The sequence below is a fragment of the Candidatus Hepatoplasma crinochetorum Av genome (assembly GCF_000582535.1).
GTDB lineage: Bacteria > Bacillota_I > Bacilli_A > Mycoplasmatales > Hepatoplasmataceae > Hepatoplasma > Hepatoplasma crinochetorum.
This window is the reverse complement of sequence record NZ_CP006932.1, coordinates 590,883-614,027: the sequence shown is the minus strand read 5'-3', so window position 1 is coordinate 614,027 and position 23,145 is coordinate 590,883. Positions and strand designations below refer to the sequence as shown.

General features: G+C 22.2%; 17 protein-coding genes and 14 tRNA genes. 27 read left to right on the top strand and 4 right to left on the bottom strand.

Going from position 1 to position 23,145, the window contains the following annotated elements:
* The first annotated feature begins 1 nt into the window (after position 1).
* The 3 genes from X271_RS02890 (at position 2) to X271_RS02880 (ending at position 4,150) form a co-directional block, all read left to right on the top strand.
* Complete coding sequence (locus tag X271_RS02890) at positions 2-1,669, top strand: BMP family ABC transporter substrate-binding protein (protein WP_025208960.1); 1,668 nt, start codon at positions 2-4, stop codon at positions 1,667-1,669.
* An 84-nt stretch (positions 1,670-1,753) separates the two neighbouring features.
* Positions 1,754-2,452 (top strand): 16S rRNA (guanine(527)-N(7))-methyltransferase RsmG, encoded by a 699-nt coding sequence (gene rsmG / locus X271_RS02885; protein ID WP_025208959.1) that lies wholly within the window; start codon positions 1,754-1,756, stop codon positions 2,450-2,452.
* Between the two features lie 60 nt (positions 2,453-2,512).
* On the top strand, positions 2,513-4,150 hold the full coding sequence (locus X271_RS02880; protein WP_025208958.1) for a phosphohexomutase domain-containing protein: 1,638 nt from the start codon (positions 2,513-2,515) through the stop codon (positions 4,148-4,150).
* A gap of 185 nt (positions 4,151-4,335) precedes the next feature.
* Here the strand turns inward: X271_RS02880 and X271_RS02875 are convergent, their stop codons facing one another.
* Complete coding sequence (locus tag X271_RS02875; protein WP_128824180.1) at positions 4,336-5,028, bottom strand: DUF3800 domain-containing protein; 693 nt, start codon at positions 5,026-5,028, stop codon at positions 4,336-4,338.
* A gap of 87 nt (positions 5,029-5,115) precedes the next feature.
* Positions 5,116-5,724, bottom strand: coding sequence for a superoxide dismutase (locus X271_RS02870; RefSeq protein ID WP_025208956.1), 609 nt, complete (start codon positions 5,722-5,724; stop codon positions 5,116-5,118).
* Positions 5,725-5,846: 122 nt separating this feature from the next.
* Here X271_RS02870 and X271_RS02865 point away from each other — a divergent pair, with 122 nt between their 5' ends.
* The 5 genes from X271_RS02865 (at position 5,847) to X271_RS02850 (ending at position 11,994) form a co-directional block, all read left to right on the top strand.
* Positions 5,847-7,451, top strand: coding sequence for a hypothetical protein (locus X271_RS02865; protein WP_025208955.1), 1,605 nt, complete (start codon positions 5,847-5,849; stop codon positions 7,449-7,451).
* 3 nt (positions 7,452-7,454) lie between these two features.
* Complete coding sequence (gene ligA, locus X271_RS02860; RefSeq protein WP_128571662.1) at positions 7,455-9,509, top strand: NAD-dependent DNA ligase LigA; 2,055 nt, start codon at positions 7,455-7,457, stop codon at positions 9,507-9,509.
* Position 9,510: 1 nt separating this feature from the next.
* Entirely contained in the window at positions 9,511-11,121 is a 1,611-nt protein-coding gene (locus X271_RS02855; protein WP_025208953.1) for a TrkH family potassium uptake protein, read from the top strand.
* A 66-nt stretch (positions 11,122-11,187) separates the two neighbouring features.
* Positions 11,188-11,349, top strand: a complete 162-nt coding sequence (locus X271_RS03290; protein ID WP_158380606.1) for a hypothetical protein — start codon at positions 11,188-11,190, stop codon at positions 11,347-11,349.
* Positions 11,350-11,412: 63 nt separating this feature from the next.
* The gene (locus X271_RS02850; protein ID WP_025208952.1) at positions 11,413-11,994 is read left to right on the top strand and encodes a hypothetical protein; all 582 of its coding nucleotides are present in this window, start codon (positions 11,413-11,415) and stop codon (positions 11,992-11,994) included.
* 4 nt (positions 11,995-11,998) lie between these two features.
* Here X271_RS02850 and X271_RS02845 read toward each other — a convergent pair whose 3' ends face one another.
* Entirely contained in the window at positions 11,999-12,670 is a 672-nt protein-coding gene (locus tag X271_RS02845; RefSeq protein ID WP_025208951.1) for a potassium channel family protein, read from the bottom strand.
* A 279-nt stretch (positions 12,671-12,949) separates the two neighbouring features.
* On the opposite strand from X271_RS02845, the gene X271_RS02840 reads away from it, so the two are divergent.
* From X271_RS02840 to X271_RS02755, 18 genes are all read left to right on the top strand, one after another.
* Positions 12,950-13,024 (top strand) — tRNA-Asn (locus X271_RS02840).
* Between the two features lie 3 nt (positions 13,025-13,027).
* Positions 13,028-13,103, top strand: a tRNA-Glu gene (locus tag X271_RS02835).
* A 7-nt stretch (positions 13,104-13,110) separates the two neighbouring features.
* Positions 13,111-13,186: transfer RNA gene (locus X271_RS02830), tRNA-Val, on the top strand.
* Between the two features lie 10 nt (positions 13,187-13,196).
* Positions 13,197-13,272: transfer RNA gene (locus X271_RS02825), tRNA-Thr, on the top strand.
* A 3-nt stretch (positions 13,273-13,275) separates the two neighbouring features.
* Positions 13,276-13,360 (top strand) — tRNA-Leu (locus tag X271_RS02820).
* 8 nt (positions 13,361-13,368) lie between these two features.
* Positions 13,369-13,445 (top strand) — tRNA-Arg (locus X271_RS02815).
* Positions 13,446-13,449: 4 nt separating this feature from the next.
* A tRNA-Pro gene (locus X271_RS02810) sits at positions 13,450-13,526 on the top strand.
* A 5-nt stretch (positions 13,527-13,531) separates the two neighbouring features.
* A tRNA-Ala gene (locus tag X271_RS02805) sits at positions 13,532-13,607 on the top strand.
* A 7-nt stretch (positions 13,608-13,614) separates the two neighbouring features.
* Positions 13,615-13,691 (top strand) — tRNA-Met (locus X271_RS02800).
* Between the two features lie 5 nt (positions 13,692-13,696).
* Positions 13,697-13,773, top strand: a tRNA-Ile gene (locus tag X271_RS02795).
* A 9-nt stretch (positions 13,774-13,782) separates the two neighbouring features.
* Positions 13,783-13,875, top strand: a tRNA-Ser gene (locus tag X271_RS02790).
* 9 nt (positions 13,876-13,884) lie between these two features.
* Positions 13,885-13,961 (top strand) — tRNA-Met (locus X271_RS02785).
* Positions 13,962-14,037, top strand: a tRNA-Asp gene (locus X271_RS02780).
* 79 nt (positions 14,038-14,116) lie between these two features.
* Positions 14,117-14,192, top strand: a tRNA-Phe gene (locus X271_RS02775).
* A 183-nt stretch (positions 14,193-14,375) separates the two neighbouring features.
* A complete protein-coding gene (locus X271_RS02770) occupies positions 14,376-15,017 on the top strand; it encodes a hypothetical protein (RefSeq protein ID WP_025208950.1) in 642 nt (213 codons plus the stop codon).
* A gap of 19 nt (positions 15,018-15,036) precedes the next feature.
* The gene (locus X271_RS02765; protein WP_025208949.1) at positions 15,037-17,286 is read left to right on the top strand and encodes a hypothetical protein; all 2,250 of its coding nucleotides are present in this window, start codon (positions 15,037-15,039) and stop codon (positions 17,284-17,286) included.
* Positions 17,287-17,300: 14 nt separating this feature from the next.
* Positions 17,301-19,178 carry a hypothetical protein gene (locus X271_RS02760; RefSeq protein WP_025208948.1) on the top strand — a complete coding sequence of 626 codons (1,878 nt, stop codon included), beginning with the start codon at positions 17,301-17,303 and terminating at the stop codon, positions 19,176-19,178.
* A 22-nt stretch (positions 19,179-19,200) separates the two neighbouring features.
* Complete coding sequence (locus tag X271_RS02755) at positions 19,201-21,387, top strand: hypothetical protein (protein ID WP_025208947.1); 2,187 nt, start codon at positions 19,201-19,203, stop codon at positions 21,385-21,387.
* 1 nt (position 21,388) lies between these two features.
* Here X271_RS02755 and X271_RS02750 read toward each other — a convergent pair whose 3' ends face one another.
* A complete protein-coding gene (locus X271_RS02750) occupies positions 21,389-21,859 on the bottom strand; it encodes a VOC family protein (RefSeq protein ID WP_025208946.1) in 471 nt (156 codons plus the stop codon).
* A 306-nt stretch (positions 21,860-22,165) separates the two neighbouring features.
* On the opposite strand from X271_RS02750, the gene X271_RS02745 reads away from it, so the two are divergent.
* Positions 22,166-23,134, top strand: a complete 969-nt coding sequence (locus X271_RS02745) for a hypothetical protein (protein ID WP_025208945.1) — start codon at positions 22,166-22,168, stop codon at positions 23,132-23,134.
* Positions 23,135-23,145 lie beyond the last annotated feature (11 nt).

The window sequence follows — 23,145 nt, the reverse complement described above, 5'->3', positions numbered from 1 at the left end:
AATGAAAAAATGAATTGAAAGTCATCGCAAAACATTCACATCAATAATTAGTTTATTAATTGTTATTTTTCTTGTATTATTATTATTTTTTACGGGTTATTTTATAAATTATAAAACTGGAATTACACCAGGATTTCAAAAAATAATGGTTATGCCTAATTCTCCTTTTAAAAATGATCGGGGTTTTAATCAAACTATAATTGAGGCCACAATTGACTATGGAAAAATGTTTAACGAAGAAGTAGGAGAAGTTGTGCCAAATGAAATTGATAATACAAGTGAATATCAAAAAAATATTACTTATAGTTATGATAATGGAACAAAAATAATTACTTCTGCTGGATATAATGTAATAGATTCATTATTAGGATCTACAAATTATGCAACATCAACAAGAGATGATAATGGTGTAATGTTTGATCCTAAATATAAAGATGATTGATTTTTAATTGTAGATGATGCAAATTATGATGGAAGAATTGCTCGTAATGTTGTTTCTTTTCGTTTTGAAAGCGAACAAGCAGGATTTATTGCTGGTTTAGCTGCTTCAGTTTATATTACTGCTCTTGATGATAATTTGCAAAATAATGTATCTACTTATGGAGGACAACAATTTTCTACAGTATTTGATTTTATGTCTGGATATGAACAAGCAATAAATTGATTTAATTATCAAATATTAGGATATGATTTAGAGCATAATAAAACAAATCAAAACGCTTTGCTTTATTCATCTTCTTATTCATCTGATTATGTTCATCTAATAAATCAATATGGAAATGAACCAAATTACTCAAGTAAAACATCACAAAAAAGCACTGGGGATTGATTTTCTGGTTCATTTAATGTAGGTGATGGAAGAACAATTACAACAAGGCTAATTGATAATAATACTAAAGTAATTTTTCCTGTAAATGGAGGACAATTAGTTGATACTATTAATTTAGTAGAGCAAGAAAATGATACAAATAAAAATAATCAATATAAAGTAATTGGGGTTGATGTTGATGCAACAAAACAATTTCCTGGATCAGATAATTCTGTATTGGGTTCTGCTACTAAAAATATTGAGGAAGCAACAAAACTTGGATTATGGTACATTGATAAATTTATTTTAACTTATAATCAAGATGATAATTTTATTAATGATTATGAAATTTCAAATCAAGAAGTAGAACAAAAATATTATGATGAAATTTCAACCAATAAAGAAGATGGAGGTTGAAAAGAAAGTAATCCAGATGATATAAATAGTGATTTATCGGCAAAAACAAATCAAGAAATTGATCAATATTTTTTAGATCCAAATTCTGATTTATTTTATGTAGATGGTAAAAATTCAAGTTATTATTATACAGATCAAGATCCTCTTGAATATGGTTCTATTTTTATTGGTAATTATCAAAATGATGGTCTTAATTTTGTTCCTTCTAATGATTTAAATCAAGCCTTTTCTATTTTATTAAAAGAATATGATTCTAATATTAATGATTATGATTTCTTTGATTTTGTAGCTTATGCAATTGAAAAACAACCTATAGATCAAGATGGGAATATTATTATTGAAAAGGCTTCTAATACTTTTTCCGATTCCTATAGTGTTCCATCTACAGAAGGATTGAATTTTTTATATCCTTGAATTCCAGATTGAACTATTTATAGTAAATAGAATTATTTAAAATAAATTATAAAAAAGAAAATTAATTTTAAATTAAGAATTTATATTTTATTTTAAAATTTATAATAGATAAAAATGAATGAAAAAAAAATATTATACGATGTTCTTTCAAAATTTAATTTAAATGAAGAAGCAGTAAAAAAAATATTTAATTTTGTAAAAGAAATTTATATTTATAATCAAAAAGTTAATCTTACAGGAATAAAAGATTACAAACAATTTGTAGATAAAAATATTTATGACTCTCTTTTGATTATAAATTTAAAAATATTTGAGAAAGTAAAAATTGCTTTAGATTTTGGAACTGGAGGAGGATTTCCAGGACTTTTACTTGCTATTATTTATCCTAATATTAAATTTATATTAGTTGATTCTTCTCATAAAAAAACAGATTGATTAAATTATATTAGTAAAAAATTAGATTTAAAAAATATTGAAATTATAAACGAACGAATCGAAAATTTAAATTATTTGGAAGAAAAAATTGATTTAGTATTAGCTCGTGCTGTAGCACCATTAATATTACTTTTAGAAATAAGTACTTTTCTTCTTAAAAAAAATAAAATAAGTGTTTTTTATAAAGGAAAAAATTACGAAAAAGAATTAGAGAAAATTGACAATTTATTTTATCAAAAGCATGGATTAAAATTACAAAAAATTATAGAAGATAAATTATTAGATGATTCTAAGAGATATTTTATAATTTATAAAAGAAAAAATTTGAATTATCAACAAAAAATGATTAATTATCAAAAAATAAAAAAAATGATTTAATCTATCTATATTTCATATAATTTAAGAAATAAAATATATTTATTTTAATAGGAAATAATTATGAATAAAGAATATTCTGAATGATTAGAAAATTTAAATATAAAAGAAAAACTAATTTTAAAAAATTTATCAGAAAAAAAAATAAACGAAGCTTTTAATCATAAATTAAATTTTGGAACAGCAGGAATAAGAGCAAAAAGAGGATTAGGTCCTTCTTTTATTAATAAATATGTTGTTGCAAAATATGTAAAAAGTTATTTATTAGCTCTTTTTGCAATTTATGGTGAAAAGAATGTAAAAGAATCAAAGATTTTAATCTTTAAGGATAATCGTAAAGATAATCTTTATTTTTCTACAATTGCTTTTAATGTTGCTAAAAAACTTGGAGTAAAAGCTTATCTTCCTTATAATAATCAATTGGAAACAACACCTTTTTTATCTTTTTTAATTGCAAATTATAATTTTATTGGAGGAATTAATTTTACTGCTTCTCATAATCCTCCTGAATATAGTGGACTTAAATTTTATGATTCAATTGGAAAGCAGATAGATCAAGATATTATTGATAAAATTAATTATTTTTTTAAAAAAGAAAAATATGATTTTAATTTAGAGGATAGTGAAAACGATCTTTTATTTTTAGATCATAAATATTATGAATTTTATATAAAAAAACTTTTAGATGAAATTGGCTTTGAAAAGCATTTAAATAATTATAAGAATTTAAAATTAACATTTACAAATCATCATGGAGCTAGTTTAAATATTGCAGAAATGGTTTTAAAGAAAATGGGTGTTGATTATTATTTAGTAAAAGAACAAGAAAGTTTTGATCCTAATTTTACAAATTCAAAAGTTCCAAATCCACAAGCTGAAAAATCTTTTAAATTAGCGATAAAAGAAAGTGAAAAAAATAATGTTGATTTAATTTTTGCGGTAGATCCTGATGGTGATCGATTTGGTGTGGCTTTAAAAAAAGCAAAAAAATGAAAAATATTTTCAGGAAATGAAATTTCTATTTTATCAATTAATTATTTACTTGAAAGAGAAAATCTTAAAAAATACAATTATTTTGTAGTAAGATCAATAGTTACTTCTAATTTTGCTGATTTTTTGTTACAAGAAAAAAATGTCAAAGTTTATAAATCACTTACTGGTTTTAAAGAATTATTCAAAATTGTAAAAGAAAAAGAAAATAATCAAAATAAATGTTTATATGTATGAGAAGAATCTAATGGGGCGACAATTAATATGATGACTAAAGATAAAGATTCTTTTCAAAATTTAATTTTAATTTTAGAGATGGTAAAATACTATCAAGAAAAAGGAACTGATTTAATTGAAATATTAGATTCATTACAAAAAAAACATGGATATTTTGTAATGAAGCAAACCACACATAAATTAAAAGATAATTTTGATTTAAATCGTTTTTTAGATATTTTCACAAATAAAAAAAATCATAAGATTTTAAATATAAAAATTACAAAAATAATAGATATGCGTATCGAAAATGAAAAATATCCAAAACAAAATATTGTTTTTTTATATTTTAATGATTATAGTTTTATATGTTTGAGACCTTCGGGAACAGAACCAATTTTAAGAATTTATTTTAATATATATCAAAAAGATCCTAAAAAAGCAAAAAAAGAATATAAAGCATTACATAAATACTTTTCTGATTTTAAATTTTAAATAAAAAAAATTACCAATCAAGGTAATTTTCCTATTTAAGATGCCGTACTTAGATTACGGTTAAACCAAAAAATTCATTACTTAAATATCAAACAGTTTTTAATAAACTTAACTGTAAATTAATTCTAACACAATTAAATAAAAATATAATATAAATGTCCATTTAAAAATTAATTTTATTTTAATTAGGGGTGAGAAAAAATTACGTGTTTTCCTTCAATCGATTTTTCTTCCTTGATTTTATTAAATTTATTATTACATAATATATCAGCAGCTCTTATTAATTCATTAGTTTCAGAATTAACATATTTTACTTTTATTTTTCCGAATTGATTAAAAATTGGTTTGATAAATTCTTTTTTATTATTATATTTTCCTTTAAAAAATTCTTGATTAATTTTTTTTGTTAAATTATTTTTTTCATCTATTGAAATATTTTGATTATCAACAAAAATGTGAAAAATATTTTTTTCATTTACATTTATTTCTTTTTTTATAATTAAATTATTTACTTGTTCTTTAATTAACATCATTAAAAATCAATCTTTATATTTTTGAATTGATTTTTTTCTTTGTCAATCAATTTCTTTTAATTTATTTATATTAACTTTTCCAATAAAAGTTTTCTCTCCATTTAATATACTATAAAGATATTTTTTATGTTTATTTTTTAAAGTATTTCCTTTTAATTCTTTATTATTTGGATATTTATTTTTTATTTCTAATTCTCTTTTTCCATATTCCCATTTACATTTATTTCTTAAATTTTCATTTATAAAACATATTCCTCCGAATAAAAAAATATTATAATAGTCATTTTTATGTAAAACTCCAGATTCATCAATGTACATATATATTTTCATTTTATCTCTTTCCATAAAAAAATTATATATTTTAAAATAAATAAATATTTTCACTATTTAGATAAAATAAAAAAGCACATAATTGTGCTTTTTTTATTAATCTTAAGAATTGTAATATTCTTCTGCTTGATCTCAATTTATTGTATTTCAATAATTATCAAGATATCCCATTCGATCACTATTATATTTTAAATAATAAGAATGTTCTCAAAGATCAATCGCCATGATTGGTGTAAATTTTAAAAATCAAGGATTATCTTGATTAAAAGTTTTAATGATTTTTAAAGAACCATTTTTTCTTTTTACTAATCAAACTCATCCTGATCCAAAAAGATTTTTTACTTCTCTTGTAAATTCATCTTTAAATTTATCAAAACTTCCTCATTCTTTTTCAATTGCGTTTTTTAAATTTCCATCTTTTAATTGAACCTTAGGTTTTAAAATAGTTCATAAAAAATTATGATTTATTAAACCACCACCAAATTCACGAACGGCAATTCTTATTTCTGGATTATCAATTTTTTGATAATTACGCATTAAATCTTCTAGTGTAGGATATCTTCTTTCAAAACCAACATCTTTGATTTTTGTTAAAAGATTTCTTTCATAACCACCATGATGATTTTCATAATGTAATTGTACTGTTCGTTTATCCATATAAGGTTCTAAGTAATCATACTTGAACGGTAATTTTATTCTTTTATACTCCATTATTTATTTCCTATTTCTTTTACGACAAATAAATTATATCACTATTAAAAAATAAGTTATTTTATCTTGATAAAATAAATTAAAATTTAAACTAATAAAAAACAATCGTATATAATTTTTATATGTTTTTAATTGGGATAATTTTTCAAGAAGATTTTTCAATCTTAAAATTATTTTTTGCTTTTTTTCTCTTAATTTTTATTTTCTATGGATTAGGGAAAATAATTTTAAATAATTTTAAGGTTGAAAGAAATAATAATTATTTTGCATTTTTTATAGGTTTTCTTTTTTATCAATTACTTACTTTTTTTTCTTATTCAATTATTATTGTTTTAAATTATAACCTTGATTATCTTAATTATTTTTCCGATATTATAGATGTTGTTTTAATTATTTATATTTTAATATCTTATCGAGTCTGATGATTTCAAAGTTTTAATATAAATAAAAAAGAAATATTTCATTTTGCTTTTATTTACATTTTTACATTTCTTTTTATTTATATTTTTATTATCTTGGAAAATAATTTAAGTTGATTTAATAATTATGAGCAAGATTTAAATTATCTTACAATTAACAATATCATTAATAATAATAGTGTTACAGAATTATTTAAACCATATAATAATAATTTAGATTATTATGCAATATTTCAAACAAATTATTATTGAATTATGATTCTTACTAAGGATTTAAATATTGATTTAGATCTTATCGTAAAATATTTTCTTCCTGCTATTTATATTTTATTAATCCTTTTCTTAATAAAAGGACTTATAATTGATGAAAAAAATTTAAGATCAATTCTTTTATTTTTAATATTCGGAATAATTATAATTTTTGTATTTGGTTATCAAGATGTAATTTCAATTAAATTTTATTTATTATTTAATTTTCTTGCAATTATAATTATCTTTTTAAGATATGTTAATAATTATTATAAAGACAATGGTTATCTTAGTTTTATTATCATCTTAACTTTATCTTTTTATACTACAACTTACTATGCAATTGTTCTTACAATATCAATAGCTTTTGCTTTGATTTTTTATTTAATTTATACAAAAGAAAATATTTTTAATATTATTTATTATTTTCTACTAGTATTATTTATTGAAGCCGGCTTTTATTTTTATGCAATAAATATTTTTTATGCTTTAATTTTTATTGCTTTTTTTGGATTAATTATTTTACTTCCATTTACTTTTGTTTTATTAATAAAAAACCAAAAACAAATTCATAAATTTGAAATTTTAGTAAAAGAAAATCAAAAAAATGCAACATTTATTTTATCGTTACTTTTAAGTTTAGGGATTATTCTTGCTCTTTCTATTTCAGCAAGTAATTATTTTGATAATCTTACTTTATTATTTAATGATCCATTATTTAAGGAAACAAATAATTTTGATTCTAAATATTTATCAATTCCGCTTTATATTATTTTATTTACTTTAAATTTATTTATATTCTTAAGTTTTTATTATCAAAATAAAGATGATAAATATAAAAAATTTAATGATTTTTTCTTATTTTTTGCTTTATTATTTTTGATATTATTTAATATGTTTTCAATTCCAATTTGAGTAATATTTTTTGATCTTCCTGTTCCGATGTTTGATGATATTTTACTTATCTATGTTTTTGCTTGTTTATTCTTTTTTGCAAATTTTCTCATAAATTATAATTTTAAACAAAATGATAGAATTAATACATATATAAAAATTTAGTTTATGGAAGATCTCGAAAAATTAAATAAAATTGAGGAAAAAATCTTAGATTTAAAAAGAGTTATTGAAAAATGAAACAGTGAGTATTATCAAAATAATAATCCTTCTGTTGATGATTATTTTTATGATCAAAAACTCAAAGAATTAATTGAATTAGAAAATAAATATCCACAATTTAAAACTGAAGATTCACCTACGCAAAATGTAGGAGGATTTGCAGATAGTAAATTCAAAAAAGCAAAACATAATATAAGATCAATGTTTTCTCTTAAAAATGCTTTTAATGAAAGTGATTTATTACATTTTGATGAGCAAATTAAAAAAATTGTAGGAGAAGATAATTACAGTTATGTAATTGAACCAAAGATTGATGGTTTATCAATTTCTTTAAATTATCGTAATGGAAAGATATATCAAGCAATTACAAGAGGTGATGGAAAAGTTGGTGAAGATGTAACTAATAATCTTTTTTTATTTAAAAATTTACCAAGGGAAATAAAAATAAAAGAAGAAATAGATTTTCGTGGAGAAGTCTATATTTCTCTTGATCAATTTAATAATTTAAATAAGCAAAGAATGCTTGAAAATGAAAAACTGATTAAAGAAGATAAAAAACCACTTTTATTATTTGCAAATCCAAGAAATCTTGCTTCTGGAACATTAAGACATTTAGATAAAGAAATTTCAAGTAAAAGAGAATTAAATTTATTTATATTTCAAGCTTTAAGTGCGAAGAAAAGAGATGATTATTTTTCTTCTCAAATTGAAACATTAAATAAAGTAAAGGAAATGGGATTTTCAGTAAATGAAAATAATTTACTTTTAAAAGATATTAAAGATGTAATATTTGAAATTAATAAATTTGCAAGTAAAAGAGAATCATTAAATTATGAAGTAGATGGAATTGTAATAAAAGTAAATGAGTATAAATATCATAATGATATTGGATATACAACAAAATTTCCTAAATGAGCAATTGCCTATAAATTTCCTACAGAGATCAAAAAAACAAAATTATTAGATATTTTTCCTACTGTAGGAAGAACAGGAAAAATAACATATAATGCAAAATTAAAAAAAGTTAATATTTTAGGAACAAATGTTGAGCGAGCAACATTGCATAATGCTGATTATATTAAAAGTTTAGATATAAGAATTGGAACAGAAGTTTATTTAAAAAAAGCAGGAGAAATTATTCCGAAAATAATTTCTGTAGTAGATATAAATAATAATCTTAAATATCAAAAGTGAGAAGAAGTATTAATTTGTCCAATTTGCAAAAGCAAATTAATAAGATTTAAAGGGGAAGTTGATCAATATTGTTTAAATACAAATTGTACAGGAAGAATTATTGAATCTTTAAATCATTTTGTAAGTAAAAAAGGGATGGATATTGAAGGATTATCAAAACAACAAATTATTATTTTTTATCAAAATGGATTAATTAAAAGTATTTATGATATTTATAATTTAAGAAATAAAAAAGATCAAATTTTAGCAATAAAAGGATATCAAGAAAAATCTGTAAATAATCTTTTAAATTCAATTAATAAATCAAAAAAGAATAATTTGAATCAATTAATATTTGCATTAGGAATCAGAAATATTGGAGAAAAAGCAGCACTTGATCTTGCAAGAAAATATCAATCAATTATAAAATTAAAAGAACTTTCATTTGATGAATTAAATAATTTTAATGATTTTGGCGAAGTAAAAGCAAAATCAGTTGTAGAATGATTTAAAAATCCAAATAATTTAAAATTAATTGATGATTTAGATAAATTAGGTGTTAATCTTAAATATATAGGAATAAATATTGATCAAAGTAATCGTTTGTATAATCAAGATGTTTTAGTTACTGGAACAATAGAAGATGCAAAAAGAGAACAAATAAAAAATTATTTAAAAGATTTGGGAGCAAATTATAAATCAAGTCCTACCAAGAATCTTAAATATTTATTTGTAGGTAAGAATGCTTCGAAAACAAAAGTAGATAAGATTAAAAAAAATTCAATTACAGAGATAATTTATGTAGATAAATTATCTGATATCAAATAATATGAAATCATTTTTTGGAAAAAAAGATAAGGCCAATCATAATGAGATTTTAATTCCCAAGCAAAATATTGTAAGGAATAAAAAATGAGAAGAGGGAGGATTTTTTAAAAGATTTCTTCATAAAAATCATGCTATCCTTACGGTTCTTGGATGATATCTTTTCTTTTCAATTTTGGGAGGAATTTTACTTTATATTCCAATTTTTCAAAAAGATGATATTGAACATGTTAGTTTTATAAATTCTTTATTTATTTCTTCTTCTGCTTTTTCGGATACTGGATTAAGTACTGTATCAGTAAGTGATACATATAATTTTTTTGGCCAATTAATAATTTTAATTTTAATTTTAATTGGTGGAGTTGGTTGATTTACAATTAAAGTTATTCTTGTTGAATATATCTTTGAAAAAAAAATTACAATAAAAGATCAAAATGAAATAATGAATGAAATTGGGGGAGAGACAAATAGACATGCCCTAGAAGTTGCAAAAGTAGCTTTTATATCTACAGTCTCTTTTACAATAATTTTTGGTTTAATTTTTGCTGGACTTTTTTATTCAGTTGATCCAAAATATCCAGCAAATTGAACAGAAGATTCTAATACTCCTGCTTCGATTAATCTTGGTTTACAAGGGGATTTTTTACAATCTTTTTGAACAGGAATATTTCATGCTGGTTCAAGTATAAATAATGCGGGATTTGATATTTTTACGGGTGATTATTCACTTGCAGTTTATTATCAAAATTACTTTATTCAATTTCTTACAATTTTTTTATTTGTTTTCGGAGGAGTGGGTTTTGCAGTAATTTATGATTGCTATAATTATTTAAAAAATAAAGCAAAAGGACAAAAATTTAGATTTTCGATTTTTACAAAAATTGCAGCACTTTCTTATTTTAGTGTTGCTTTTATTGGTCTTTTTTTAGTATTTATTGCAGAAGGATTTGATGTTTTAATAAGTGATCAAAATTCATTTTATCGAAGTGATTTTTATGGAGATCCTTCAGCAAAATCATTTGCTTTAATTTTTAATACATTTTCAACAAGAAACGCCGGATTTTCAACTATTAATATTTATGATCTTTCAGAAGCAACAAAAGTTATTTTTATTTTAATGATGTTTATTGGTTCTGGTCCAGGATCAACGGCGGGAGGAATTCGGACTACGACCCTTTTTGTTTTAATAGTTGCTTTAATTGCTAAAATTAAAAGAAAAAAAGAAGTAACATGTTTTAATCGTAGAATTGCAAATGAAAATGTCCGCGATGCTTTTAGAATTTTTATCTTTTCTGCTTTAATTGTTTTTGTATCTTCCTTTTTAATTTATATTCCAGAAAATGTTATTGATAATGAAGATGTTACATATATAGATTCATTATTTATTTCTGCAAGTGCTTATGGAACAACTGGACTTGCAACAAATAATCTTCAATTAATTGATATATTTGCTTCAATCGTTTTAATTATTGTAATGTTTATTGGTCAATTTGGAATTTATAATATTCTTAATTTATTCAAATCAAATCGTAGTGATTATATTTTTTCAAAAAAACATCATTATTATCGAGTTTATAATTCAAAATATCTTGAAACAAAAATCCGTTTAGGTTAAAATTAAAATTTTTGATAAAAATTAATATTTTCTTATAATGTATATTTTGAAAGTAAATAATTGTAAATGAAAAAAGTGTCAAGTAGAAAAAATATTGAAATCAAAATATTTCTTAAAAAATATCCCGAACATATTATTTCCTTTTGTGAAATTGCAAATGAAACAGCAAATAATGAACTTTATGATTACACAATTAAAAAATTAAAACAAAAAAAATTTAAGATTTAAAAGTAATTATTCATTAGTTGTATAATAAATTTATCAAAAATAATTAATTTACTTAGGTTAAAAATGAAACAAAAAATAACAAAAGACGAGAAAAAATTATTTAATGTTTACTTAAATTATGCGAAAAAAGATCAAAAAAATGTTGAAAGATTTATTAATAATTTTAAATATTTTTTAAAAGAAAAGAATACGCGATTTACAATTTTAAATAAAATAGAATTCAAAAGAAAAGATATTGATGTAATTGTTAATTTTATTTCCCCTTTTTGAAAAGAAGAAATAAAGTGTATTAAATGAGCAAATTTTGCTATTTTAAATAATCAAAATATTATCAAAGAAAAAAACTACAAAAAAAATAAAATTTCTGATGAAATTTGAATTTTAAATATTACAAAAAATAAGAGAGCAAAAATATATATTGAAGGTTTACTTAAAGAGCTTTATATTGAATATCCTAATACCAAAAGAGAAAAAAATATTCCTTTAAAAGGCTTTTCAAAAGTAAATGATACAAATCCATATATTCCTTATTTTCATTATAATACAAGCAAAAAAATCATAATTCATTCTTTTAATAAATTTTTAAAATTACAAGAGACAAAGAATTGAAATAATTGAGATAATTCAATTCGTTTTGATGATTAAAATTTTATTTTTGAACGATTTTACTTAAATCTTCATTTCTTCCGACAACTGCAATTCGATCACCTTTTGCAATTTTTGTTAATCCATTTACAATTACAACTTTTTTATTACGATAAATTAAAAATATTGAAATATTTCTTGGTATTTTAAGATCTTTGATCATTTTATCTTCTCATACTGGTAATGCTTCAATTGTTAAAATTGAAACTCCGCCATCAAGCTCTGTTAATTCTGAATTTCTTTGAAATAATTCAGCATTAAGAACAGGATTTAAAATACCAATTGCTGTTCTTTTTGCTGCTATTGTATCAGGCATTATAACAACATCAACACCAATTTTTTTAAGAATCTCAACATGTCTTTTACTTACTGCTTTTGCAATTACAGTTCCGCTAAAATTGTCTTTTAAAATTGATGAAGTCAGTAAATTACTTTGAATATCATTTCCAATACTTACAACAAAAATATCAGCATTTTTAATTCCCACTTCTTTTAAAAATTGTTCATTTGAAGAATCACCAACAAATGTTTTATCTACAAATGTTGATATTTCTGCAAGTTTTTTAATATCATTATCAATTGCAATTAATGTAAAGTGTTGAAATTTTGATAACTCATTTATCAATGCCTCAGCAAACCTTCCAACTCCGATAATAATAACTTCTTTTTTTTTCATATGTATAATTATAATAAATAAGAAAAGATTACATATATTTATTAAATTTCATAATAAAAATTTAATTTTTAAAGAACCTTAAAATAATCGAATTCTTTTACTTAAAAATCTTTTGTTATTGTTTCTATTATGATTAATAATATTAATCATTTAGAGGGATTTATTATATTCTTAAAAAGAGATTAAATTAAGATTTTGTTTTAATAAAAATTTTTGATTTTTTATCTTAAAAAGATTAATTTAAGATATAATAATATTTGTATGTTTATCAATTAAATTGCTCTGGTAGCTCAGTGGTAGAGCAGCTGGCTGTTAACCAGTTGGTCGGAGGTTCGAATCCTCTCCGGAGCGCCATTAGGCCCATTGGTGAAGCGGTTAACACACTAGGTTTTCATCCTAGCATGCACGGGTTCAAATCCCGTATGGGTCACCATTTTTTCGGGGTATTAGCTCAGTTGGGAGAGCATCTGCCTTACAAGCAGGAGGTCATAGGTTCAAGTCCTATATGCCCCACCAAAGATCATCAGCCGTTGTAGCTCAGCAGGCAGAGCAACTGACTTGTAATCAGTGGGTCGTAGGTTCGATTCCTATCAACGGCACCATGTGCGGGTGTGGTGGAATAGGCAGACACGCTAGACTTAGGATCTAGTGTCTTCGGACGTAAGGGTTCAAGTCCCTTCACCCGCACCATTAATAATGCGCCTGTAGCTCAACTGGATAGAGTATCTGACTACGGATCAGAGGGTTGTGGGTTCGACTCCTATCGGGCGCGCCATTATCGGAAAGTAGCTCAGTTTGGCAGAGCACCGCGTTTGGGACGCGGGGGTCGCAAGTTCAAGTCTTGTCTTTCCGACCATTTATGGGGTGATAGCTCAGTTGGTAGAGCACATGCCTTGCACGCATGGGGTCGCGAGTTCGAGTCTCGTTCGCTCCACCATATTATTGGCGGAATAGCTCAGTTGGTTAGAGCAATTGGTTCATATTCAATGGGTCGGGGGTTCAAGTCCCTCTTCCGCTACCAAATAAGGTCCGTTAGCTCAGTTGGTTAGAGCCACCGGCTCATAACCGGTTGGTCGCTGGTTCAAGTCCAGCACGGACCACCAATTATAAATGGAGATGTACCCAAGTCTGGTTGAAGGGGTCGGTCTTGAAAACCGAGAGACGGCGAAAGTCGTGCGGGGGTTCGAATCCCTCCATCTCCACCATTTATTTATCGCGGAGTAGAGCAGTCTGGTAGCTCGTTGGGCTCATAACCCAAAGGTCACAAGTTCAAATCTTGTCTCCGCAACCAGGTCCTGTAGTGAAGTGGTCATCATGCCTCTCTGTCACAGAGGAGATCGCGGGTTCAAATCCCGTCAGGACCGCCATTAAATAAATTATTTCGTTATTTGCCGTTTTGAGAAAAACGTAGGTTTAATTAATCCTACCGGAATAATAAAAAAATCAGGTTCAGTAGCTCAGTCGGTAGAGCAAGGGATTGAAGCTCCCTGTGTCGGCGGTTCGATTCCGTCCTGAACCACCATTTAAAAAATTAATTAAATTTTTTAAATGGTAATAAAGAGTCTTTTTATAAGGCTCTTTTTTTATTTCTAAATAATTTATTATTTAGAAGTTGTCTATACAACTTATAAAATATTTAAATTCTTTTTGTTTATTTGATAAATTTTAATTATAAGTAAATAAAAAGGAAAGGTTATTAAATTAAATGGAAGAAAAAACAGAAGACATTATTAATAACAAAATAAAAATTTATTTTTCAGGTTGAGAAATAGAAAGTATTGAAAATAGTGATCAAAAAAATGATATTTTTAAATTATCAAATAATAAAACAAAATATTTTTTAAAATTCGTAAAAAATAATCATAAAGATATTTATTTTTCAAAAGATGGAAAAAAATATCAATTATTATCAGATGAAATATCTTTAATTGATGAAGCAATAGGAACAATTAAAGAATTTATTAATGATTATGATCCAAATTTAAATGATAAATATTTAGGGGTTTGAAAAAAATTACATGAATATAATCCTAGTTTTATTGAAGGAATGACAACATTACAAACAATTTCAGGACAGACAAATATAGTTACAAATGGAGCAGTAAAAGGACATACACATAGATTAGCAGATCGCTATGTTGGTTCAAGAAATAAATCAGAAGGAACTAATGATAATTCTGATGTTGTTGGTTTTATTGATGGTTATGATGCAGAAGGAAATATCATAAGAATTGGCCAATCACATGATGAAGTAGGAAATCTTATTCCTTATTCATTATCAAATTCTGCAGAAGAAAATAATTTTGCAGCAGGATTACTTACGATTAAATGAGTTCGAGTTGAATAGTTTAAAAAGGAAAGAATAGATGGTAAAGATTTTAATTCCTAAAAATAATACAAACTGATCAACTAATAAAAATTTAGATACTTATGATCAAAAACATGTAATTAGTTTTCCAGGAAAAACAAAAGAACAATCAATTGCAAAACGAAATGAATTTGTTAATTATGTCCTTTTTGATGATCAAATTGATTTTTTAAATTTAGAAAATGGATACTGAGTAGAAAAAGAAATCATTATAAATGATATTTTTGATTGTAAAATAAAATTAGATATAAATGATTATTTGTTAGAAGAAGATATAGATAAAAAAAGAGAACGAATTTTAAATTTAAATAATATTATTATCTATCAAAATAATTTATTTAAATTTTATGCAATTTCTAAAATTGAAATTTTAGATAATGATAATTTTATTGCAAATATTAATCTAGATATTTATCTTACTTATCCAATTTCAACAATTTTAAGTGGAGAAACATTTATTGATCGTGCACATTTAAAAAGAAATGATGTAAGTAAACTTCAAATAAGAGAAGATTTTGATATTAAATTAAGCAAAGTAGAAGAAGTAGAAACTAATTTTAAGTATCATAATAATTATAAAAATAATTCAATTATTTGAATCATTGGAATCGAGAAAATAAATTTAGAAGAAGAAAAAGAAACATTAACAAAAATTGGTACATTACCTTTAAATTTTAATTTTTATTTATATCCAATAATTAAATTTTATGATAGTTATAATAATGAAGATGGAAATAGTATTTTAATAAATAATATAAATGTAAACAATACTTTATTTAATGATACAAATAGTGATGAATTTATTAGTTTTTATATTTTAGAATCACCATTATATCCTGATGCTATTAATATTGAAAAAGATGTTAATAATAATACCATTATTACTTTGTCAAATAAAAATCCAAATAATTTTAAATTAGAAGATGGAAAATTGCTCATTAAAAATTTTGATTTAAATAAAGAAATGGGATGAAGTGATAAAATAAATATTCATAATTTTTTTGAACAAGCAAATTCATATAAAAATCCAAAAAATATTTTATTCGAGCATAAATTATATGCCTACCCCTTTGAGTATTATAAAATTGAAACAACAAATGGAATTAATTCAATAAAATATGATCCATTACAATTGCTTTGAAATAGTGAAAATCATCAAGATTATTTAAGATTTAATTTTTCTTTAAATCCTTGAACTCATAGCAGTAGTATTTATTTTGAAAATGCCTTAAATAAATTTGAGATTGATGCAACATGAAATATTAATCAATATTGCACAGTAAGTGATAATGAATATCCTAAAAGAACACTATCTTATGGAGATATATTAAAAGACATTAAAGCAGAACAATATTCAGAATTTTTATCTCCTTCAAGATCATCTATATCTAATAATATTATTGAAAAAAGAAAACATCAAAATTATATTAATAATTTAGAAAAAAATAATACTTCTAAAATTAATGGTGATTTACTAACTTCATATTTAAATAATGCAAAAGGATTTAGTTGAAAATTGAATAAGTATAGTTTAAATAATTTAGAGAGAAAGCATTTATTTGATTATTTTTATCAATATGGATATAAATTAAATCAATTAGAAAATATTCAAAAATATTTAAATTCAAGGTATTGATTTAATTTTTTAAAAATAGATAAAATATTTAATTTAGTAGATAAAAATTTATCTAAAAAAACAAAATTAATAATTAATGAAGATTTTAAAAATGGAATAACTTTTTGACATTATCGTAATAAGAATGATTGAAAAGGAATCAAAAATTATGATTTTGAAAACTTAGAAATGGATTTTATACAAATAAATCAATTAGATGAACATATTGGTACAATTAAAGAATTTTTAAGTACTTATGATCCAAATAAAAATAATAAATATTTAGGTGTTTGAAAAAGATTGCATGAACATAATAAAGAATTTAAAGAAGGAATGGCTACTGTACAAGCAGTTAATAATTTACCTAATCAAATATGAAATAAAGAAGTTATAAATCATAAACATAAATTAGCAAATTGTTATGTTGGAACAAGAAATAAATCAGAAGGGAAAAATGATAGTTCTGATGTTGTGGGATATATTGATGGATATGATCAAGAAGGATATATTATAAGAATTGGAAAATCTCATAATGAAGCAAATACATTAGCTCCATATTCTTTAAAAAATTCTTCACAAGAATATAACTTAGCTGCTGGTTTATTTACTGTTAAATGAGTAAGAATAGAATAAGAAAGAAGAATAAAATGATAAAAATTTTAATACCAAAAAATAATACTAATTGAGAATCTGATGATACTAATCTAAATAAAAATGTAATTGATTTTCCGGGAAATTCAAAAGAAGAATCAATTGCAAAGAGAAATGAATTTGTTAATTATGTTCTTTTTGATGATCAAATTGATTTTTTAAATTTAGAAAACGGTTATTGAATTGAAAAAAATATTAGAATAAATAATATTGAAAATATCGAGTTAAAAATAAATATTAATGATTATTTTTTTGAAGAAGATATAAATAAAAAAAGAGAATTAATTTTAAATTTAAATAATATTATCATTTATGAAAATAATTTATTTAAATTTTATTCAATTTCAGAAGTTAAAAATTTAGATAATAATAATTTTATTTTAATTTTAAATTTAGATATTTATATTACTTATCCAATTTCAACGATTTTAAAAGGTGAAACTTTTATAGAAAGAGCACATTTAGATAGAAATAATCAATCTTTACAAGTTCGAGAAGATTTTTCCTTAAAATTGAGTAATGTAGAAGAAATATCTACAAATTTTAAATATGGAAATGATGTAATTAATAATTCAATTATTTGAATTATAGGAGTTTTTAAATCTAGTAATCCTATTGCAAAAATTGGAAATTTTTCTCTTAATTATGATTTTTATTTATATCCAATTAATAAAGAAAAAAATAACATCACTATTATAAATGGAGTTAGTGTACAAAAAACCTTTCAAAATGATTTAAGCAAAGAAGAATTTGCGGGATTTTATATTTTAGAATCACCAATATTTCCAGATAAATTTTCATTAACGAAAGATGAAGTTGGTAATTTAGTTATTAAAATAATTGAAGGAAATGATGAATATTTATCAATTACAGAAAATAAATTTTTAATAAAAGAATTTATTTTAAAAAGCAGTATGGGATCAACTGATGAAATTAATTTAGATCATAATTTTTTTAATTTTCCTAGTTCATATTTAAATGATAAAGATATTAATTTTGAACATAAATTATTTGCTTATCCTTTTCAATATTATATTATTGAAACAATAAATGGTAATAGTTCCATTGAATATGATCCTTTACAATTAGGAATTTCAAATAAAGAAAAACAAAAAATAAAATTAAATTTTACTTTTTCTTTAAATCCTTGAACTCATAATTGTAATATTTATTTTGAAAATTTTTCTAATGAAGATTACACAGATTATAGTAAACATTGAAATTCTAATCAATATTCTGTTGTTGTTGATAATGAATATCCACAGCGAACAGAATCATTTTATGAAATATTTGAAAAATCTAAATCTAAGACAAGATCAGGATTTTTATTGGATTCTGTTGAAATTAGTATTGGAATGGCTGAAATAGCAACTGGATATATTGAAAAAAAACCAAAAATAATGTGAGACGGTATTAAAAAAACTTTAGAAGGAGGCGCAAAATTAACAATTGATGCAAAGAATTATTTGACTAATTTAGAAAATGAAATAATCCCTTATCGAAGTTCTAAAATTAGTGGAGATTTATTTACATCTTATTTTAATAAAGAACAAGGATATAGTTGGAGATTGTATAAATATAGTTTGAATCGTAATGAAGAAAAATCGTTATGAGATTATTTTTATCAATATGGATATAAGTTAGCTGTTTTAAGTGATATTAAAGATTATTTAAATTCTAGATATTGATTTAATTTTATAAAAGCTTCAGAGGTGTTTAATATCGTTGATAAAGATTTATCTGATCAAATAAAATTAAAAATAGATAAAGATTTTATATATGGAATAACGTTTTGACATTATAGAAATAAAGAAACATGAAATGGTATAAGACATTATAATAAAGAAAATTTAGAAATGAATTATATAAATTAAGTTTTAATTATAATTAAAATAAATGAAAAGTTTTTTAAAATTATTTTTAGTACCAATTTTAGGTTTATTTTTTTTACCATTTATCTTTTCTAACAAAAATTTAAATTTAAATGAAGATAATATAAATTATCAAAATAATAAAATAAATGATTATTCAGAATATTCTGAAAATTCTATATCTTCACAACAATTTATATATGAATTAGAATCTGTTCCTGATTGAGGAACATATGAATTAGAACACAATGTTGATTTTTCCGATTCTGAAAATGATGATGTAACAGGATTAGAATTAAATAAAATTATAATAGAAGGAAATGGATATACACTTTATAATCGTGATGTTACAGATATTTTTAATACAAATACATTTGAAGTAAGTGAAGCAAATAATGGATTAGGATATTACTCTTTTTTTAGCGATGTTAATTCTTGCAGTATTTTCAATTTAAATTTTGATAATTTTATGTTTCCTTTTGGAGAAATAAATGAATCATTTTTAACAAATGTTAATTTTTATAATATAAATTACCAAAATTTAATTTTTAATGTTTATAGTCCTAATATTATTGATCGAGAAGATTATGATAATAAAATTATTAATATTGCTACTATTGGTTTAATTGCTCAAAACATATTTGGTACTAATTTTGAAAATTGTGCTTTTGAAAATATTAATTTTTCTAATAATAAGATTATTTTGTTTGATGAAACTATTTCTACTATAATTGCTCCAATAGGTAATTCTGAATCATACATTTTATCAGAATATCATTTTGATGATATTTATATAAATAATATTAATTTTTCAAATAATCAATTTATTTCAAGTTTCAGTAATAATTTATTTATTGAAGATGAAGGACAAGAAAAATATTTTTCAATTTTTTATAGTCCCTTTATTGGCTCTGTTACTAATGGTTTTCAGTCTGATGAAGGTGTACCTAATTCAATTAATTTAGATGAAGTAATTTTTAATAATATAAATGTAAATGGAAATAGTAATGATTTTGCAAATTATACTTTTTATAGTTTGCTACCACCAATTTCATCAGGAATTTCATTTAATGGTGAAAATATTTATGGATTTAATTTAAATTTAGATATTCAATCACAATTGGATAATAATGAAAATATTGCAGTAGGAAATTTATCTAGTGAAGGATTTTATCTTTCAGAGGATTTTTATTATACTGGTATTTATCAAACTGATTGAATAGATGATGTTTATTATCAAAATATAGCATTAGATTATACTTCATTTTCAGATAATGAATCTATGATCAAAGGAATTTATCAAAATAATGGAAGTAGTACTTTAAATGAATTGACTGATTTTTGATATTATGATAAATTATCTATTAATCAAGATTATAGTTTGGTATTAGTTGATAAACCAACAATTATTTATAAGTATGATAGTTTTTATGATCAAAATGAAAAAACAAATGATATTTATTTTAAATTACTTGATGGTAGAAATTCTCTCAGTAGGAACGATTATTATGCTAATTACACAATAAATTTAATAAATAAAGATAATAATGAAATAATATGAAATGAATATGTAGATAATCTTTTATGATTAGGTGCTGGAGAATTTGAAGCATCTATTGATTTAGAATTATTATTTGAGAATAATTTATATTTTGAAATATCTAATGATTATCACATTTGAGAACAAGATGTTAATTTTAGAAAATATTTACCAAAAGTATATAATGTTTCAAACACAATTGATAATAATGATTTAATAGTTTCATATGATTTTGTTGATCCTTATAATTTAATAAATTCAATAAATATATCATTATATGATAGTTTAAATAATCAAATAGAAACTAAAACAATTGATTATAATAATTTAGAAAATAATAATTATTTAGATTCCAAAGAAGTTATTTTTGATACAAAAATAGATGATTCCAATAATTATTATTTAGAGTTTGAAGTTAATTGTAATAATTTTGATTATTATAAAAGTTATGATAGTCCTTTTTATATTACTACACTTGATAATAATTTAATTCAATATAATGAAAATAATGATATTCAGTTTAAAACAGAATCTATTATTCCGCCTGATAATAATGAATCTATTTCTTGATGAATAATTCTCTTAATTGTAATATTTGTTTTAATATTACTTGTTTTATCTATATATATAATTTATTATTTTAAAAAAAAGAGCAAGAAAAAAATTAAATAAATTACTTTTTATAATATTCTTTAAATGTATTATTTTGTTTACGATTATTGCTAAATGATTCAGCATGGATCATTCAAGTATTATTATATTTATCAACAAAAGCACCCATTGCTCCACCTCAAAGTTGTTTTGCAAAAGGCATTGTAATTTTGGCTTTATTTTTTTTTGCATTATTCATTATTTTTTCTGCTTCTTCAAATTCATTTTGATCATCAGCATTAAAATTAATAAGAATAGTAGATGGATAAATAGGATTATTACTAAAATTATCAGAAAACATTATTAAATTTTTTGCAATTACAAAAACACCATGAACAGTTCTATTTGGATCTGCTTTTTCTTTTAAAAATTTTGCTGTTTTTAGATCTAATTTTTTACGATCTATTAAAATATTTTTCCCAAAAATATTTTTATAATACTCGATAGATTCTATACTGTTTTTAAATGTAATATAAGGTATAATTTTTGCCATATTATTTTTTAAATCTTTCTATATCAAGATTATATTATTTATTATTTTAAATTTTTTTATTTTCATAAAATTAAATTAGCAAAATTTCAATAATTCCATTCATTTTTATCAAAATAATTAACAATTTTTAATGTAAAAAATATATAAAAAAATTTCTTATAAGGGATTCTAATCGAAGAATTATTCCTCTACAGAAATATTCTTTTAATTCCTTAAAAAATGCTTTTAATTTATTTTTTCGATATTTTTTAATAAAATTGGATTAAATTAAAATAAAACAATTAATATAAAGATAAGAATTATTTTATGAAAAATAAGAAAGATTTTTTTTATAAATTTTTAAAACCTAATAAATGAACACAAGAAGAATTTTCAATATATATGATTTTAATATTTATTTTAGTTCTTATTATTTCTTCGATTTTAAATATTATTTTTTATCAATTAGGATTTAATGTTACAAATCAATTAGCATTTGGGAAGACTATAAGTGGAAAATATGGAACGGTAACTGAAAGTGGGTTATCAAAAAACAACCCACTTTATATTATTTCTTGATTTGTTTTAATATTTTCTGTAATTGCCTCAATATTTTGATTTATTTCTAATATTTATTTAATTAAATTTTCCAAGAAGTTTGTTTTTTATAATCAGATAGCTTTATTTTTACTTTTATTTATAGATATTGTATATGGTGCCTGATGAATTGTAATTACAGATCTAGGAGAAATTACTTTTGTACAATATTCTTATTTTGCATGAGATAAAAGAGAAAAAAATAAGGAGGATCCTTATCTTTCAAATTTAAATTATAAATCTATTTTATTAGTAATTTTTATTAGTATTTTCTTTATTCTATTTGCAATAATTTTAATTACACCAATAATTTTTAGTAAAGAACAATTATTTTATGATTTAAGTATTACTAGTCCAGATCCAAATAATTATGATAATTTACATATTATTTCAGAAGATTTAAATACATATGGATATGCATTTAGTTATTCACAAGAAACAGGGATAATATATGATATTGATCCATTATGAGATACCTTGTTTGCAATAATGCAAATATCAGGAGTAATATTTCTTGCAAGAAAAAATTGATTTGCTTGAGTCTTTTTTGAAATATCAACTACAGCACAATTTATTATTTATTTAGATGCAGGGAATTTAATATTATTAATAGAAAGTGTATTATTATTTATTTCTAATTTATTTTTACTTTGTTATTGATTTATGATGAATAGAAAAGCAAAAGAAAATAATAAGTAAATAAAAAATAA